This is a genomic window from Sorangium sp. So ce381 (genome assembly GCF_051473845.1).
GTDB classification, from domain to species: domain Bacteria; phylum Myxococcota_A; class Polyangia; order Polyangiales; family Polyangiaceae; genus Sorangium; species Sorangium atrum.
In genome coordinates this window covers 1,913,367-1,927,048 of sequence record NZ_CP150336.1, presented here as the reverse complement: position 1 = coordinate 1,927,048, position 13,682 = coordinate 1,913,367, and the positions used below count along the sequence as shown (strand labels likewise).

The following is a 13,682-nucleotide window of genomic DNA, read 5'->3' as shown; positions in this document are numbered from 1 at the left end:
GCGATGATCCCCTCGCGCGCCCTCGTCCTGCTCGCGATCGTGCCCCTCGGGCTCGCGGTGGCGACGCTCGTCGATCGCACGCTGCTGCTGCCCATGCTCGCCGCGGACGCGGGCATCGCGCTCTGGGCCGCGATCGACGCGCTCCTCGCGCGGAGGCCGCTGGTCACGGTGAAGCGCCACGCGCCCGCGGTGCTCTCCATCGGGCGCGCCAACCTGATCACGCTCGAGATCCGCTCGCTCTCCCGCCGCAAGCTCTCGATCGAGGTCGCCGACGACCTCTTCGATCACGCCGAGAGCGACGACCTGCCCGTGAAGCTCGAGCTCCCGCCCAGGGAGCGCGCGACGGCCCGCTACCACGTGCGCCCCACCCGCCGCGGCGCGCACACGATCGGCGATCACCACGTGCGCTACCTCTCCCCGTTCGGCCTCTGGATCCGGCAGGTCACGGTGCCGGCGGAGACGCCGGTCAAGGTGTACCCCGACGTGCAGGCGGTGCGCACCTTCGAGCTCATGGCGCGCCAGGATCGCGATCCGGCGGCGCTGCGCGCCTCGCGCAAGCGCGGCGGCGAGAGCGAGTTCGAGCGCCTGCGCGAGTACCGCCGCGGCGACGAGTTCCGCTCCATCGACTGGAAGGCGACCGCGCGGCAGAAGAAGATCATCAGCCGCGAGTACCAGCTCGAGAGCAACCAGAACCTCCTCTTCCTCCTCGACGCGGGCCGCCTGATGACCGCGCAGACGCAGGGGCTCTCGCTCTTCGATCACGCGCTCAACGCCAGCTTGATGCTCTCTCACGTCGCCGCGCGCGGCGGCGACCGCGTTGGCCTGCTCGCCTTCGCCGACGGCATCAAGAGCTACGCGCCCCCGGTGAGCGGCGCGGGCGCGGCCAAGCACGTGCTCTCCGCGGGGTATGACCTCTACCCCGAGCTCGTCGAGACCAACTACGGCTCGGCGTTCCAGCACGTGGGCCTGCGCGTGCGCAAGCGGAGCCTGATCGTGCTCTTCACGCAGGTCGTCGACGACGTCGCCGCGAGCGAGCTGCTCCGCCTGATGCGCGGGGTGATGCCGCGCCACCTGCCGCTCATGGTGCTGCTGCGGGACGTGGAGATCGACGCGCTGGTCGAGGGCGGCGACGTCGACCCCTACACGCGCGGCGCCGCCGCCGAGCTCTCGAGCTTCCGCGACCGGCTCGTGCGCGACCTCAAGAACCACGGCGCGCTGGTGCTCGACGTCGCGCCCGGCCAGCTCACCGGGCAGCTCATCAACCGGTATCTCGAGATCAAAGCGCGCCATCTGCTCTGATTGCGCTCCTGCGCGGGCCCCGACCTCCGCGGGGCGACGTGGAGCTGCTCCCGCCGCACGCGCGGCCGGGCCGCGCCCATGCCGCCGGGCTGCGCTGGGCGCGATGCGCTGGGCGCGACGCCAAGCGCGCCCTCGCAGCGGGCGCGCTCGGCGCTCGCGCGGCCGGGTCCGGCTGACGCATGCGCGCGCGGCCGCGTGATCACCCCGACGACGACGCTCAGCCGGCCTTACAGAGCAACACGTTACCTTCCGCCAGCGGGGTTTTGCCTTCCGGAGCAAGTCGTTGCGCTTCTCACAGGGCCCCAACGGGCGAGCGGGCCACAGCGACATTCGTCACCTCCGTACCGCCGCCCGAGCGTCGCTCGTGCGCGCTCAGCCAGTGAAACCCGGCCGTTCCAGCGGTTTCCCGGCCATTTCACCGCCGCCCCGCCGTGCGTGAGCCGCCGAGCAGGGCCGCGTCTTCGCGGCTCCGCGCGCACGCCTGGTATGCCGATCGCGTGAGCGGCACAGCCCTTGATTAGGCCTGTGCGCAGAGGACGGAACGGTGGGCGCGACGCGGCGGACATCACGCCGCATGAGACGCCTGCCGATCCGTCGATGACCGAGGAGGCCAATCTGCCTCGGATGAAGGAGAAATGGGATGAATACCGACAAGAGTGGATTCGATTTCGAGATGATCACCCCTGAGGACCCGGCCGAGCTGGAGGTGCGGGAGGTCGCGCTGCATTGCCATTGCTGCGGCTACGTGAACGACGAGTGACAACCCTGGGTTGCCGACCGCGCGAGCGGCACGGCTCTTGATTGGATCTTTGCGCAGACGGCGGGTCGGCGGGCGAGACGCGGCGGACACCACGCCCCATGAGACGCCTGCCGACGCGTCACCAACCGAGGCGGCCAAGCTGCCTCCGATGAAGGAGAAACAGGATGAATACCGACAAGAGTGGATTCGATTTCGAGATGATCACCCCTGAGGACCCGACCGAACTCGAGGTGAGAGAGGTCGCGCTGCATTGCCACTGCTGCGGCTACGTGAACGACGAGTAACATGAGCGGCGGGGGGGCGCGCCCCTCGCCGCCGGCGCCGAGGCGGCGCTCGCCGCGCTGCCTCGGCGTCTCATCTTACCTGCGCGCGAGGAGCTTTTCATGTCCACGAAGCCGAGATTCGATCTGCCGTGCATCGGCGTTGGGCTTGCCTACCGCCCCTGGTTCGTCCGCGGGATCGAGCAACACCGCGACCGGATCGATTGGATCGAGATCTGCGCGGATCATTACATCTACCGAACAGAGGGGCGGGTCGCCCGTGCCGTCGAGCTGAGCGAGCGTCTGCCCATAGCGCCTCATGGCCTCGAGCTGTCCATCGGCACCGACGCGCCGCTCGACATGGATTACTGCCATGATATCGCGCAGCTCGCGAGAGCGGTCCGCGCCCCCTGGTACAGCGATCACCTCTGCTTCACGCAGGTCTCCCGGATCGAGCTCGGCCAGCTCACCCCGATCGCGTTCACCGAGCGTACCGCGTCGCGCTGCGCGGCGAAGGCCCGGCAGTTCCAGGACATGCTGGGGGTCCCGCTGCTGCTCGAGAACATCGCCTATTACATGGGGATCCCCGGAGGCGCCATGACAGAGGCGGAGTTCCTCAGCAAGGTCGTGAACGACGCCGATTGCGGCATCTTGCTCGATCTCACGAACCTCTACGTCAACGCCCGGAATCTCCGCTATGATCCGTATGAGTTCATCGACCAGATCCCGCTCGAGCGCGTCGTGCAGGTCCACCTGGCCGGCGGGACGTACGAGGACGGGATGTGGGTCGACACGCACGACCACCCGGTCGACAGCCATCCCGAGGTCTGGGACCTGCTCGACTACCTCTGCCGGAGAGCGCCCGTGCGCGGCGTCCTCATCGAGCGCGACGCGAATCCGCCGGACGACTTCGGCGAGATGCTGGCGGAGGTCGAGCGCGCGAGGGCTATCTGGGCGTGAGGCGTTCCTCGCGCAGCCGGAGGGAGGACCATGGAACGTGTCATGAATCACATAGCAAAGGAGCGGACGATGGAGCGCGCAGCGGAGATGCGGGCGACGGGCACGGATACATCGGCGTTTCAGACCGCGTTCGCGCGGCTGCTCACCGATCCTCAGGCGTTCGAGCGTTTTTACGATGACCCGGCGCGCTTCGCCGAGGAGAACGCGCTGAGCGCCGGGCAGATGTCCGCGCTCCAGTCGCTCGACAGGGAACGGCTGCGCTGGATCTCGGGCTCGCTGGGCCTCAAGCGCTTCTACCTCGTCGAGACGTACTTCCCCGCCACGTTCGCGCTGCTCCGTCGCAACAAGGCGCTGTCGAGCGTGGGGCGGAGCTTCATCGCGACCTACCGCCCCATCAGGTCCGAGCACCTGATTCGCGCGTTTCGAGACGCCCTCTGGTTCGCCGAGCTCATCGAGCGGCGTGTCGGCCAAGGGGAGCTCGGGCTCCCCTACCTCATGGACGTGATGCGCTGCGAGCTCGCCGAGTTCATTGTGTGGTCCGACGCCGCGTGCGTCGAGAGCTCGAACGATTTCAAGTCGCGGAACGCATCGAGGCCGAGCGTCACCGAGGAGGAGCTGCTCGACGGCGCCGTGCGCGCGGGCCGACACGTCGCGCTGCGCGAGTTCTCGTGCGACGTGTTGCCGTTCATCCAGGCGCTCGTCGACGGCAAGGCGCCGCCCGAGCCGGAGCCCACGCCGACGCTGCTCCTGTTCGGGAGGATCGCGGTGACCGACCGGGTGCAGAAGGCCCGCGTGGGGCGGATGATTAGGTCGTTCCTTACCCGCGCTGTCGGCGGGAAGCCCACCCGGGAGATCCTCGCGGAGATCATCGAGCCGCAGACCGATAGCGCCGCGCGGCGCGCCGTCGAGCGAGATTGCTGTCGAATTCTGCAGAAGCTCTATGCGCTGAACTTCGTGACGATCGAGGAGAGCCTAGGGCCGGGCGCGCGCGGCAGAGGCGACGGCGATGGCCCGCGGAGCGGGGCATGAGGAGCGCTGCCCGACGCCATCATTCCTCACCGGGGGCGGCTCCCCTTCCCCGGGAGGACGCGGCGCACAAGGCATCTCGTCCATCCGGTTCATCCGGGCGGATCGACGCGGCTTACGGGCACCTCGCCGCGGCGCTCGGCGACGACGCGGTGCTCGGCCCGGGCTCGGATCTCTCGGCCTACGAGGACCCCTATGCATTCGGCAGCTCCGAGGACTTCCGGTGCTCCGGGGCGGTGCTTCCGAGATCGGTGGAGGAGGTGCAGGCCGTCCTGGCCATAGCCAATCAGCACGGCATTCCCATCTGGACCGTATCCACCGGGCGGAACCTCGGGTACGGGGGCGCGGCGCCGCGGGTGAGCGGGGCCATCGTGCTCGACATGCAGCGGATGAACCGGATCCTGGAGGTCGACGAGGAGCACGCCTACGCCCTCGTCGAGCCCGGCGTGAGGTTCGTGGACCTCTATGAACATCTCCGCGAGCATCGGCTGAAGCTCTGGATGTCCGCGCCATCGCTCGGTTGGGGCAGCGTCGTCGGCAATGCCCTGGAGCGGGGCATCGGCTACACCCCGTACGGCGATCATGCCGCCCAGATCTGCGGGATGGAGGTCGTCCTGGCGAACGGCGACGTCGTCCGCACCGGCATGGGAGCGTTGCCCGGCGCCACCACCTGGCAGATGTACAAGGGCGGGTATGGCCCGTCGCTGGACGGGCTGTTCCTGCAGTCGAACCTGGGGATCGTGACCAAGCTGGGGCTCTGGTTGATGCCTCAGCCGGACGGCATGATGTCATGCACCGTGCGCTTTCAGAGGGAGTCCGACCTCGAGGCGGCCGTCGATGTGCTCGCGTCGCTGCGCCGCCGGGAGATCATCCAGAGCAACGCCCAGCTGGGCAATGTCCTGCGCGACGTGGCGCACCGCTATCCGCGCTCGCGCTGGTATGACGGCCCCGGCGCCATGCCCGACGAGGTGCTCGAAGGGGTCCGCCGGGATCTGGGCATCGGATGGTGGTGGATCCTGCGCTTCGGCCTCTACGGCGACAAGGAGCTGCTGGGCGCTCGGTTCAGGATCGTCCAGCGAGAGTTTTCAAGGATTCCCGGCGCCGAGATCACGGGGCATGAGCATCTCGCCTCGGGCTCGGACGGCCTCCACGCCTGGGAGGTCGAAGGACCGGCCGGCCGGCTGGCGGGCGTCCCGGGGTTCTTCTCCTTGAACGCGCTGAAGTTCCGCGGCGACGACTGTGGGCACCTCGACTTCTCGCCGATCGTGGCGTCCAGCGGGCGCGAGGCGGCGAGGGTTTACAACCACGTGAAGGCGCGCGCCCGCGAACACGGGATCGACTACCTGGCCGGCTTCACCGCCGGCGTGCGCCACCTGAACCACGTCTTCACGATCCTCTACGAGAAGCACGACGCGGAGCAGACGAGCAGCGCCGCCGCGCTGCTCGACGCCTTGATCAGGGAAATGGGGAGGCAGGGGATCGGCGAGTACCGGGCGCACCTGGCCTTCATGGACCTGATCGGCGATCAGTTCAGCTTCAACGAGCACGCGCTCCGGCGCTTGAATGAGACCCTGAAGGACGCGCTCGACCCGAACGGCATCCTGTCGCCGGGCAAGCAGGGCATCTGGCCCGCGGCGTCCCGAAAGCAGCGCGCGGGAACGCGGTGATCGGTGTGTGCGCGCGCGCGCGCCGATCACCGCGGAGGAGCCTTGCCCCATCTGCCCGCGAAGCTCGAGGCGCAGGGCGAGGGCCGCGCATGGCCCCCGACGCGTTCGTCCCGCCCGTCGATGTGGACACCAGTTCCTATAGAGTGTACACTCGTCCATATGTCGACCCCGCACGATCCCCGTTCCATGCGCGAGCGGATGCTCGCTGGCGACCTCTACATCGCCGACGATCCCGAGATCGCCGAGCAGAGCGCGGCCGCGCTGGATCTCATGGCGGCCTACAACGCGACGTCGGTACGGCAACGCCCGCTGCGCCGCCGCTTGCTTGAGCAGCTGCTCGGCGCGATCGGCGAGGGCACCGAGATCCGCCCGCCGTTCCACGTGGACTACGGCTCGCACATCCGCATCGGGGCGCGCTGCTTCGCGAACTTCGGGCTGGTCGCGCTCGACGTCGCGCCCATCACGATCGGCGACGACGTGCAGATCGGCCCGAACGTGCAGCTGCTCACGCCGACCCACCCGGTGGAGTCCGAGCCCCGGCGGCAGAAATGGGAGGCCGCGAAGCCCATCACGATCGGGAACAACGTGTGGCTCGGCGGCGGGGCCATCGTGCTTCCGGGCGTGACGATCGGCGACAACACCGTGGTCGGCGCGGGCTCCGTCGTGACGCGCGACCTGCCGGCCAACGTGGTCGCTGTCGGCAATCCCGCCCGCGTGATCCGCGCCCTCGACGCCGCGGGCGCCGCGCCGGCGCCGGGCGAGGCGCGAGGGTGACGGAGGCGCGATGAGCGCTGCCAGGGCGAGGCGCGCCGCCCCCGCGCGGCGGGCCCGCCGCCACGACCCAGGGCGCCGGGAGCGGCTCGTGGCGACCGCGCTCGACGTGATCGCCGAGCAGGGCGTCGCCGGCGCGTCCCACCGCTCGATCGCCCGGGCCGCCGACGTGCCGCTCGGCTCGACCACGTACCACTTCGCCTCGATCGACGAGCTGCTCGCCGCGGCGTTCACCCGGCACGCGGACGGCGTGGCCACCCGCTTCGAGCAGCAGATGCGCGCCGCGTGCGACCGCGAGGCCGCGGTCGAGCTCCTCGTCGAGCACCTCACCACGGCCCTGCTCGGCTCGGAGCGCGACCTGGTGCTCAGCGTCGAGCTCTACGTCGCCGCCGCCCGGAAACCCGCGCTGCGCGCCGTCACCCAGGCCTGGATGCTGCGGAGCCGGCGCGCGCTGGAGATCCACTTCGACCCGGTGACCGCGCGGGAGCTCGACGCGCTGATCGAGGGCCTCGTGCTGCACAGCGCCCTATCGACGGATCCCATGGCGCCCGAGCAGATCCGGCACGCCATCCGCCGCTTCACCCGCTGAGCTCCCGGAGGAGATGGGAGGTTCTGGGCCGTGACGGACAGCCAGACGTCTGGCCACGGACAGCCAGGCCGCTCTTCTGGAGCAGACAGCGGCGAGCGCGCCCCCGTCAGTTCCGCACGACGCGGACGAGCGCGAACTCCGACCCGAACCAGCCGCTCGTCGGCCGCGAGTACGTGATGTACTGCACCCGGCCGCCGTCCTCCTCGTACTCCGCGTGGTGAACCGAGTCGTACGGCGCGCGCTCCTCGGGGGCCGTATAGAGCGTGGCCTCGTCCGACCAAGGGCCGGTGAGGTCAGGGGCGGTGCGCGCCACGATCCGGTGGTCGAACGGGGGCGAGTAGACCGCGAGCCACGCCCCGAGGTGCTCACAGTACGAGACGGACATGATGGGCGCGCCGTCGAACAGCGCTGCGGCATCCCCGGCGTCGTCGCTCCAGCCATCGCCGTCGAAGTAGCGGAAGGCACCTCGGTCGACGGGCGTCTCGAGCGGCACGCGCGCGAGGCGGCACGGCTTGGAGAGGCTGCCGTCGCACGCGAAGGTGTACAGGTCGTCGCCGTGGGCGACCAGCGCGGCACCCCAGCCTGGCTCGCCTTCCCCGAAGAGCAGGTCGGGGTGCTCCGCGCTCGCGTCCACGATCGGCCGCTCCGGCGCCTCGTCGAGGCCCTCCCAGATCGCGAACGACTGGCCCACGCCGCGGAAATTGAAGTCGCCCGGCTCCGCATAGATGAGGCCATACGGGATCAAAGCGCGGTCGCGCGCCGCATCGAACACCGGCGCCCCGGGCCACACGGCCCAGCGGGCGCCGCACGGCGCCTCGGCGCAGTCATCGCCGGCGTGAGCGTCGTTGAACGCCTGCTCGTCCGCGGTGGGCGCGATGAAGTACCCCGGCGCCCCGACGCTGTCGGCCGGCGAGGAGAAGCCACCGATGCCGTCGGACGCGTCGAGATCGTCCGAGATGTCGAACGAGTTATGGTGCCAGTTCGTCCCGGCCTCGTCAGCCTGCGTGAGAACGGTATCGCCATAGACCCAGACCGACTTGCCCCACACGACAGCGCTGTCTCCACCGTCGCGCCCTTCGATCCACGCCCCCTTCTCGACGACGCCGATCTCCTCGGCAGACTCGACGCCTGGCCCCGGCTCCCCACCGCACGCCGCGAGGACCAGATGCGCGAGGACGATGGGGACAGAACGGGCGCGCGTGAGGGATCGGCGTAGGGATCTCATGACGCCATCATCCCACGGAAGGGGACGGCGCAGCTCACCACGTGCTCGATGGGCAGCTCGACGAAGAAAGTCGAACCCGCGCCGAGCGCGCTCTCGACCCGGATCGAGCCGCCGTGGGCCTCGACGATCTGCCTGGCGACGAAGAGACCGATGCCAACGCCGGCGTAGTCGCGCGACGACACGGCGCGCTCGAACCGCTCGAAGATCCGCGCCGTGTTCTCCGGGGCGATGCCGATTCCGTGATCGCGCACCGCGATCACGGCCGCGTCCCCGCGCCGCTGTACGCTGATCTCGACGGGGGCGTTCGCGCCATACTTCAGCGCGTTGGACACGAGGTTCGTCACGACCTGCTCGATCCGCAGCGCATCCCAGCGACCGAGGATCTCGCGCTCGCCGCGCAGAGACAGCGAGCAGCCCGCCTGCGCCAGCACCACCTGGAGGGGCTCGACGGCCTGGCGCACCACCTCGGCGAGATTGACCCTCTCCGGCTCGAGCTCGAGACGACCCGCCTTGATGCGCGACAGATCGAGCAGCTGATCGACGAGCCGCGTCAGCCGCGCGACCTGTCGAAGGCTCCCCTCCACCGCTCGGGCGGTGCGGTCGTTCTGGAGGGTCGCTGGCTCGCCGCCGCCAGGCTTGCGCTGCAGCGCCTGCAGCGTGAGCTGGAGCGCGGCGATCGGCGTTCGGAGCTCGTGGGACGCGATGGAGAGGAACTCGTCTCTCTCTCGGACGGCAGCCTGGGCGGCCTCCTCACGGAGAGCGAGTCGGCCGCGATCTTCTACGGCCCTCCCCCGAGCCCGATCGATGCATTCCAACGCGGCAGCGCTCTTCCAGATGTGGCGCACGATGAGGACGACGCAGCCGACGACGAGGAGCGACGACTCGAACGCCGAATCGTAGAGGCCGAGCGTCCGCCCCTTCACGATCGCCCAGCCGAGGATGAACGGCGCGCCGAACGCGGCGACAAGCAGTCGGCGCGCCATCACGCCGCCGGCCCCCGCGCTGTTCAACAGCTCGACGCCGCTCAGCTCGGGCCGCGCGCACAGGGCGCCGGCAGACACCACCAGAAAGAGCAGCGCCGTATGCAACGCCATCTCGGTCGTCGCTCCGACGCCATAAAGATACCCGACCCCGAGCACATATCCGAGCACCGCCAGCTGCCCGAGCAACGCAATGAGCACGACCATCGCGAAGAAGAGCCGGCGCACGCGCCGCGCCTTCGCGTCGAGGAGACACAGCGCCGAGCCGAGGAGGACAAAGCAGAGGGCCGTCGTGATAGCCATTCTGCCGAGGTGAGGGGTGCCGACGGCGCCCGGCCCTTCCCGGAAGAGAATCTGATCGATATGGAGCGGCTTGTTCAGCGCGTATTCCAGGCACGTGAGCAGCCCGATGAGAGCGACTCCGCCGGCGCACGCCCGCGAGAGCCGGCGCCTCCGCAAGCTCGAGCCCGCGCGGCAGTAGAGCCACAGCGACGCGCCGGCGGCAAGGAAGGCCAGCGCCGTGTTCGCCTTCATGGTCACGAATGTCGGGTGGACACTCTTGAGAACCTGAACATCGAGCCACCAGCCCACCAGGACGGCCCCAGCGGTCACGACGGCGATGGCGCTCGCGGCTCGTGGGATGATCCCAATCCAGTCGAGCAGAGGTGGACCACGAAGCGCGCGCGGGCAGCCAGGCTCGTCCAGTCCGCTGCTTCGCCCGCCCGCTTTCGACGCCATCGATCAGGTAGATTGTCTTCGAACACCGCGATGCGCAACGTGCGAGGAGTCGCCCGCTGCCCTCTCGTCACGCCTCCCAGCGCCGCGCTCTACGAGTTTTTGGCATCATCGGGTCTGCGATTCGTGCAGGGGCAGCCCGAGCGAAACGGCGGTGTCCGTCCGGCTGCAGATGGAGCGGCAGAGGTCGCGTACTGCTGCGGCGCGCCAGGCACCATGCAGATGGGCGTCGCCCTCCCCGGCCGGACCTCTATCCCCAGCGCCCGCGGGCTCAGGCCATCCGTCGGACCATCTTCGTGTGCGGGATCCCCGCCTCGTCGAAGATCGGCCCCTCCTCGACGAAGCCGAGCTTGCGATAGAACGCCGCTGCAGAGACCTGGGCGTTCAGGATCAGCGCGCGCGCGCCCTCTGCGCCGGCGACGCGGATCGCCTCGTCCATCAGCCTCCGCCCGAGGCCCGCGCCGCGAAGGTCTCTCCTGACGGCCACGCGGCCCACCTTGAGCGCGCCCTCGTACGGCACGATGCGCATCGTCGCGACGACCTCGCCGCCGTCGAGGACGACGAAGTGCCGCGCGACGGCGTCGAGCTCGTCGATCTCGATGTCCTCGGGCACGCACTGCTCGACGACGAAGACCTCGCGCCGGAGGCGGAGCGCGCCGGCGTAGAGCGGCGAATCGCTGCGGATCGGGAGGACGTCGCCGGCCATGCCCGCTTCGTGCGCCGTCCCTGGCGGCGCGTCCACCCGATTCAGCGCGCCTTTTGGCTGCTCTCCGCAGACGCCCCGACCTCGGAAGAGCTAGCCTGATCGGACCGTGAAGATCATGACCTTCAACATCCTCTTCGGCGGCGAGGATCGGTTCGAGGCGATCCTCGCGATCGTCGCCGCCGCGGGCCCGGATCTGCTCGTGCTCCAGGAGTGCGTGGGCTGGGAGGACGGCGCCCGGCTCCGGGCCGTCGCCGAGGCGATCGGCGCGCCCGCCGGCGAGCGGCACGCCGTCCTGGGCAACGCCAACCCGCGGCCGAACGGGAGGCGCAACCACGTCGCCGTCGTCAGCCGGGCGCCGCTCGCCGGCGCGCGCGTGCACGCGCCCGAGACGCTGGCCCACTGCCTCGTCGAGGTCGAGCTCTCGCTCGACGGCGAGCCGCTCGTGGTGCTCGGCACCCACCTCAACGCCGGCAGCGAGGATCGCCGGCTCACCGAGGCGCGCTGGCTGCTCTCGCTCGTGCCCCCCGCCCGGTTCGCCGCGGGCCTCTGGGCGCTCGCGGGTGACCTCAACGCGCTGTCGCGCCGCGACCCCTACCCCGCGGACCTCGGCGCGCGCCTCGCGGCGGCCGGCATCGAGAAGTACGGCAGCCCGCCGCGGTTCGACACGATGGATTCGATCGAGGCGTTCGGCTGGGCCGACGCCCTTCTCCAGAGGCCGCGCTCCTCGCGCTGGTTCACCGCGCTGCGCGGGCGCGACGGCGCGCAGGTGGAGACGCGGACCGACTACGTGCTGCTGTCGCCGCGGCTCGCCGGCCGGCTCGCGCAGGCCGACGTCATCGACGTCGGCGCCGCGTCCGACCACCACGCGGTCATCGCCGAGCTCTCCTGACGCGCCGCCTTTCGGCTACGCTCGCCGCGCGACCTCTCGCAGGAGGGAGCAGGAGGAGAAGCGAGCGTGGTGGATCCGCCGATCATGGACCGTGCGCCCCGGGACGACGCGGCGGCGCGACGCGACCGCCTGCTCGCCGCGCTGCTCCGCGGGCCGGACGCCCTCGTGCTGCTCCGCTGCGACGCGAGGCTGGCGCTCCTCGCCGGCAGGGCGGCGCCCCTCCAGATCGCGCTCGTCACGGCGCCAGGGGATCTCTCGGCCGACGAGATCCACGCCCTGCTCGAGCCGCTCGTGAAGGCGGTGCAGCCCGGCGGGCCGCCGACGCACGTCGTGCTCGTGGGCGGCGGCGCTGCCGCAGGCCGGGCCGCGCTCGCCAAGGTGGCGCCGCTCGTGCAGCCCGTGCGGATGGGCTTCCACCACCTCGACGCGGCGGGCGAGCTGGCGCGCGTGAAGGGGCAGGCCCTGCCGGCCCTCGAGCGGGCCTACGAGCGCCTCGCCGAGGTGGGCCCGATCGAGCCCGAGGCGCTCGCGGAGGCGCTCGCCGAGGGGCACGCGCTGGCGCAGCAGGAGCGCGCGATCGTCGACCGGCTGAGGGGCAGCCGCCGCGTCACGGCGACGCTCATGATCGCGTGCGCCGCGCTCCTCGCCGTGAGCTACGCCTTCGGCTCGGGCACCCACGAGGCGGCGCTGTGGCGCATGGGCGCCAACAGCGGCGAGGCGGTGCGCCGTGGGGAGCTCTACCGGCTCCTCGCCTCGGCGTTCCTGCACGCCGACCCGATGCACCTCTTCGTGAACATGCTGGCGCTCTGGTCGTTCGGCCCGATGCTCGAGGCGCTCTTCGGCCCGCGGCGCTTCCTCCTGCTCTACGGGGCCTCGGCGCTGGGCGGGTCGCTCGCGAGCGCGATGCTGGAGGACCGGTGGAGCGTCGGCGCGTCGGGCGCGATCTGGGGCCTCATGACGGCCGGCATCGGCGTCGCGCTCCGGCCGCACGGGCTCCTGCCCCCCGCGATGATCGCGCAGATGCGCAGCCGCGCGTGGCTGCCGCTCGGGCTCAACCTCGTCTACAGCTTCCAGCCCGGCGTCGACCTGCTCGCGCACCTGGGCGGCGGCGTCGTCGGCTTCGCGCTCGTCGTCACGGTCCTCCCCCGCGGCCTCACGCCCGTGGACCAGCGCGAGCGCGCGGCGGACGCCGAGCCGAGGCAGCGCCCCCTCCTCACGGCGGCGGCCGCCCTGGCGGCCGCGGCGATGGCGCTGTCCGTGGCGACGGCGTTCGCCGCCGGCCGCCCGTGGGAGCTCCGCGCGCCGCCGGTGCTGACGCGCACCGCGGTCGCGGACACGGGCGTCGCCCTGGACCTGCCGGAGGCGCTCGCGAGCGCCGCGTCCGTGGAGGAGCTGGCCGGCGTCCGCTTCCACGCGTACGGGCAGCTGCCCCGGACGCCCGTCGTGTTCCAGGTCGCCGTCTTCCCGCTGGAGGGCGCGGTGCCGCCCGAGCAGCTGGACGCCCTCCTCGAGCAGGAGCGCAAGGTGCTCGACGAGCAACGGCCGGCGAACACCGTCACGAAGGGCCCGGCGTCGCGCATCACGCTGGGCGGGCGGCCTGCGGTGAGCGTGAAGAACGGGCTCAAGAACGGGGTGCAGATGGTGAGCTACGTCGTCGTGCTCGGGGATCGCGAGGTGATGCTCCAGGCCTACGCGACGGCGGATCGGCCGGCGACGTGGGAAGGGATCGAGGACAAGGTGGCGGCGACGATCCGGGCGCAGTAGTACGCGGCTGGTGGCGCCCGCGGCCGGCGCCGTGAGCAAACCACCTTGCGG

11 protein-coding genes are annotated in these 13,682 nt (G+C 70.9%); 8 read left to right on the top strand and 3 right to left on the bottom strand.

What is annotated here, in order from left to right; translation table 11 throughout:
- Nucleotides 1-3 precede the first annotated feature (3 nt).
- The 6 genes from WMF29_RS07305 (at nt 4) to WMF29_RS07280 (ending at nt 7,332) form a co-directional block, all read left to right on the top strand.
- Complete coding sequence (locus WMF29_RS07305) at nt 4-1,299, top strand: DUF58 domain-containing protein (RefSeq protein WP_437328148.1); 1,296 nt, start codon at nt 4-6, stop codon at nt 1,297-1,299.
- Between the two features lie 1,143 nt (nt 1,300-2,442).
- Nucleotides 2,443-3,279 carry a DUF692 domain-containing protein gene (locus WMF29_RS07300; RefSeq protein WP_437328147.1) on the top strand — a complete coding sequence of 279 codons (837 nt, stop codon included), beginning with the start codon at nt 2,443-2,445 and terminating at the stop codon, nt 3,277-3,279.
- A gap of 42 nt (nt 3,280-3,321) precedes the next feature.
- Nucleotides 3,322-4,308 (top strand): hypothetical protein, encoded by a 987-nt coding sequence (locus WMF29_RS07295; protein WP_437328146.1) that lies wholly within the window; start codon nt 3,322-3,324, stop codon nt 4,306-4,308.
- Entirely contained in the window at nt 4,305-5,972 is a 1,668-nt protein-coding gene (locus tag WMF29_RS07290; protein ID WP_437328145.1) for an FAD-binding oxidoreductase, read from the top strand. Before WMF29_RS07295 ends, WMF29_RS07290 begins: the two co-directional genes overlap by 4 nt.
- A gap of 159 nt (nt 5,973-6,131) precedes the next feature.
- The gene (locus tag WMF29_RS07285) at nt 6,132-6,746 is read left to right on the top strand and encodes a sugar O-acetyltransferase (protein ID WP_437328144.1); all 615 of its coding nucleotides are present in this window, start codon (nt 6,132-6,134) and stop codon (nt 6,744-6,746) included.
- A 10-nt stretch (nt 6,747-6,756) separates the two neighbouring features.
- The gene (locus WMF29_RS07280; RefSeq protein WP_437328143.1) at nt 6,757-7,332 is read left to right on the top strand and encodes a TetR/AcrR family transcriptional regulator; all 576 of its coding nucleotides are present in this window, start codon (nt 6,757-6,759) and stop codon (nt 7,330-7,332) included.
- 106 nt (nt 7,333-7,438) lie between these two features.
- Here WMF29_RS07280 and WMF29_RS07275 read toward each other — a convergent pair whose 3' ends face one another.
- The 3 genes from WMF29_RS07275 to WMF29_RS07265 form a co-directional block, all read right to left on the bottom strand.
- Nucleotides 7,439-8,557: a DUF4185 domain-containing protein gene (locus tag WMF29_RS07275; RefSeq protein WP_437328142.1), complete on the bottom strand. Its 1,119-nt coding sequence runs from the start codon at nt 8,555-8,557 to the stop codon at nt 7,439-7,441.
- Nucleotides 8,554-10,071 (bottom strand): sensor histidine kinase, encoded by a 1,518-nt coding sequence (locus WMF29_RS07270; protein WP_437328141.1) that lies wholly within the window; start codon nt 10,069-10,071, stop codon nt 8,554-8,556. Before WMF29_RS07270 ends, WMF29_RS07275 begins: the two co-directional genes overlap by 4 nt.
- Before the next feature lie 472 nt (nt 10,072-10,543).
- Nucleotides 10,544-10,978, bottom strand: a complete 435-nt coding sequence (locus WMF29_RS07265; protein WP_437328140.1) for a GNAT family N-acetyltransferase — start codon at nt 10,976-10,978, stop codon at nt 10,544-10,546.
- Between the two features lie 115 nt (nt 10,979-11,093).
- On the opposite strand from WMF29_RS07265, the gene WMF29_RS07260 reads away from it, so the two are divergent.
- Nucleotides 11,094-11,867 carry an endonuclease/exonuclease/phosphatase family protein gene (locus WMF29_RS07260; protein ID WP_437331093.1) on the top strand — a complete coding sequence of 258 codons (774 nt, stop codon included), beginning with the start codon at nt 11,094-11,096 and terminating at the stop codon, nt 11,865-11,867.
- Nucleotides 11,868-11,951: 84 nt separating this feature from the next.
- The gene (locus tag WMF29_RS07255; protein WP_437328139.1) at nt 11,952-13,631 is read left to right on the top strand and encodes a rhomboid family intramembrane serine protease; all 1,680 of its coding nucleotides are present in this window, start codon (nt 11,952-11,954) and stop codon (nt 13,629-13,631) included.
- Nucleotides 13,632-13,682: the final 51 nt, after the last annotated feature.

Excerpts from the sequence above, each read along its gene's own strand:
- WMF29_RS07270 (WP_437328141.1), bottom strand. The coding sequence starts at position 10,071 with ATGAAGGCGAACACGGCGCTGGCCTTCCTTGCCGCCGGCGCGTCGCTG.
- WMF29_RS07285 (WP_437328144.1), top strand. The coding sequence starts at position 6,132 with ATGTCGACCCCGCACGATCCCCGTTCCATGCGCGAGCGGATGCTCGCT.
- WMF29_RS07260 (WP_437331093.1), top strand. The coding sequence starts at position 11,094 with ATGACCTTCAACATCCTCTTCGGCGGCGAGGATCGGTTCGAGGCGATC.
- WMF29_RS07290 (WP_437328145.1), top strand. The coding sequence starts at position 4,305 with ATGAGGAGCGCTGCCCGACGCCATCATTCCTCACCGGGGGCGGCTCCC.
- WMF29_RS07265 (WP_437328140.1), bottom strand. The coding sequence starts at position 10,978 with ATGGCCGGCGACGTCCTCCCGATCCGCAGCGATTCGCCGCTCTACGCC.
- WMF29_RS07255 (WP_437328139.1), top strand. The coding sequence starts at position 11,952 with ATGGACCGTGCGCCCCGGGACGACGCGGCGGCGCGACGCGACCGCCTG.
- WMF29_RS07295 (WP_437328146.1), top strand. The coding sequence starts at position 3,322 with ATGAATCACATAGCAAAGGAGCGGACGATGGAGCGCGCAGCGGAGATG.
- WMF29_RS07305 (WP_437328148.1), top strand. The coding sequence starts at position 4 with ATGATCCCCTCGCGCGCCCTCGTCCTGCTCGCGATCGTGCCCCTCGGG.
- WMF29_RS07275 (WP_437328142.1), bottom strand. The coding sequence starts at position 8,557 with ATGAGATCCCTACGCCGATCCCTCACGCGCGCCCGTTCTGTCCCCATC.
- WMF29_RS07300 (WP_437328147.1), top strand. The coding sequence starts at position 2,443 with ATGTCCACGAAGCCGAGATTCGATCTGCCGTGCATCGGCGTTGGGCTT.
- WMF29_RS07280 (WP_437328143.1), top strand. The coding sequence starts at position 6,757 with ATGAGCGCTGCCAGGGCGAGGCGCGCCGCCCCCGCGCGGCGGGCCCGC.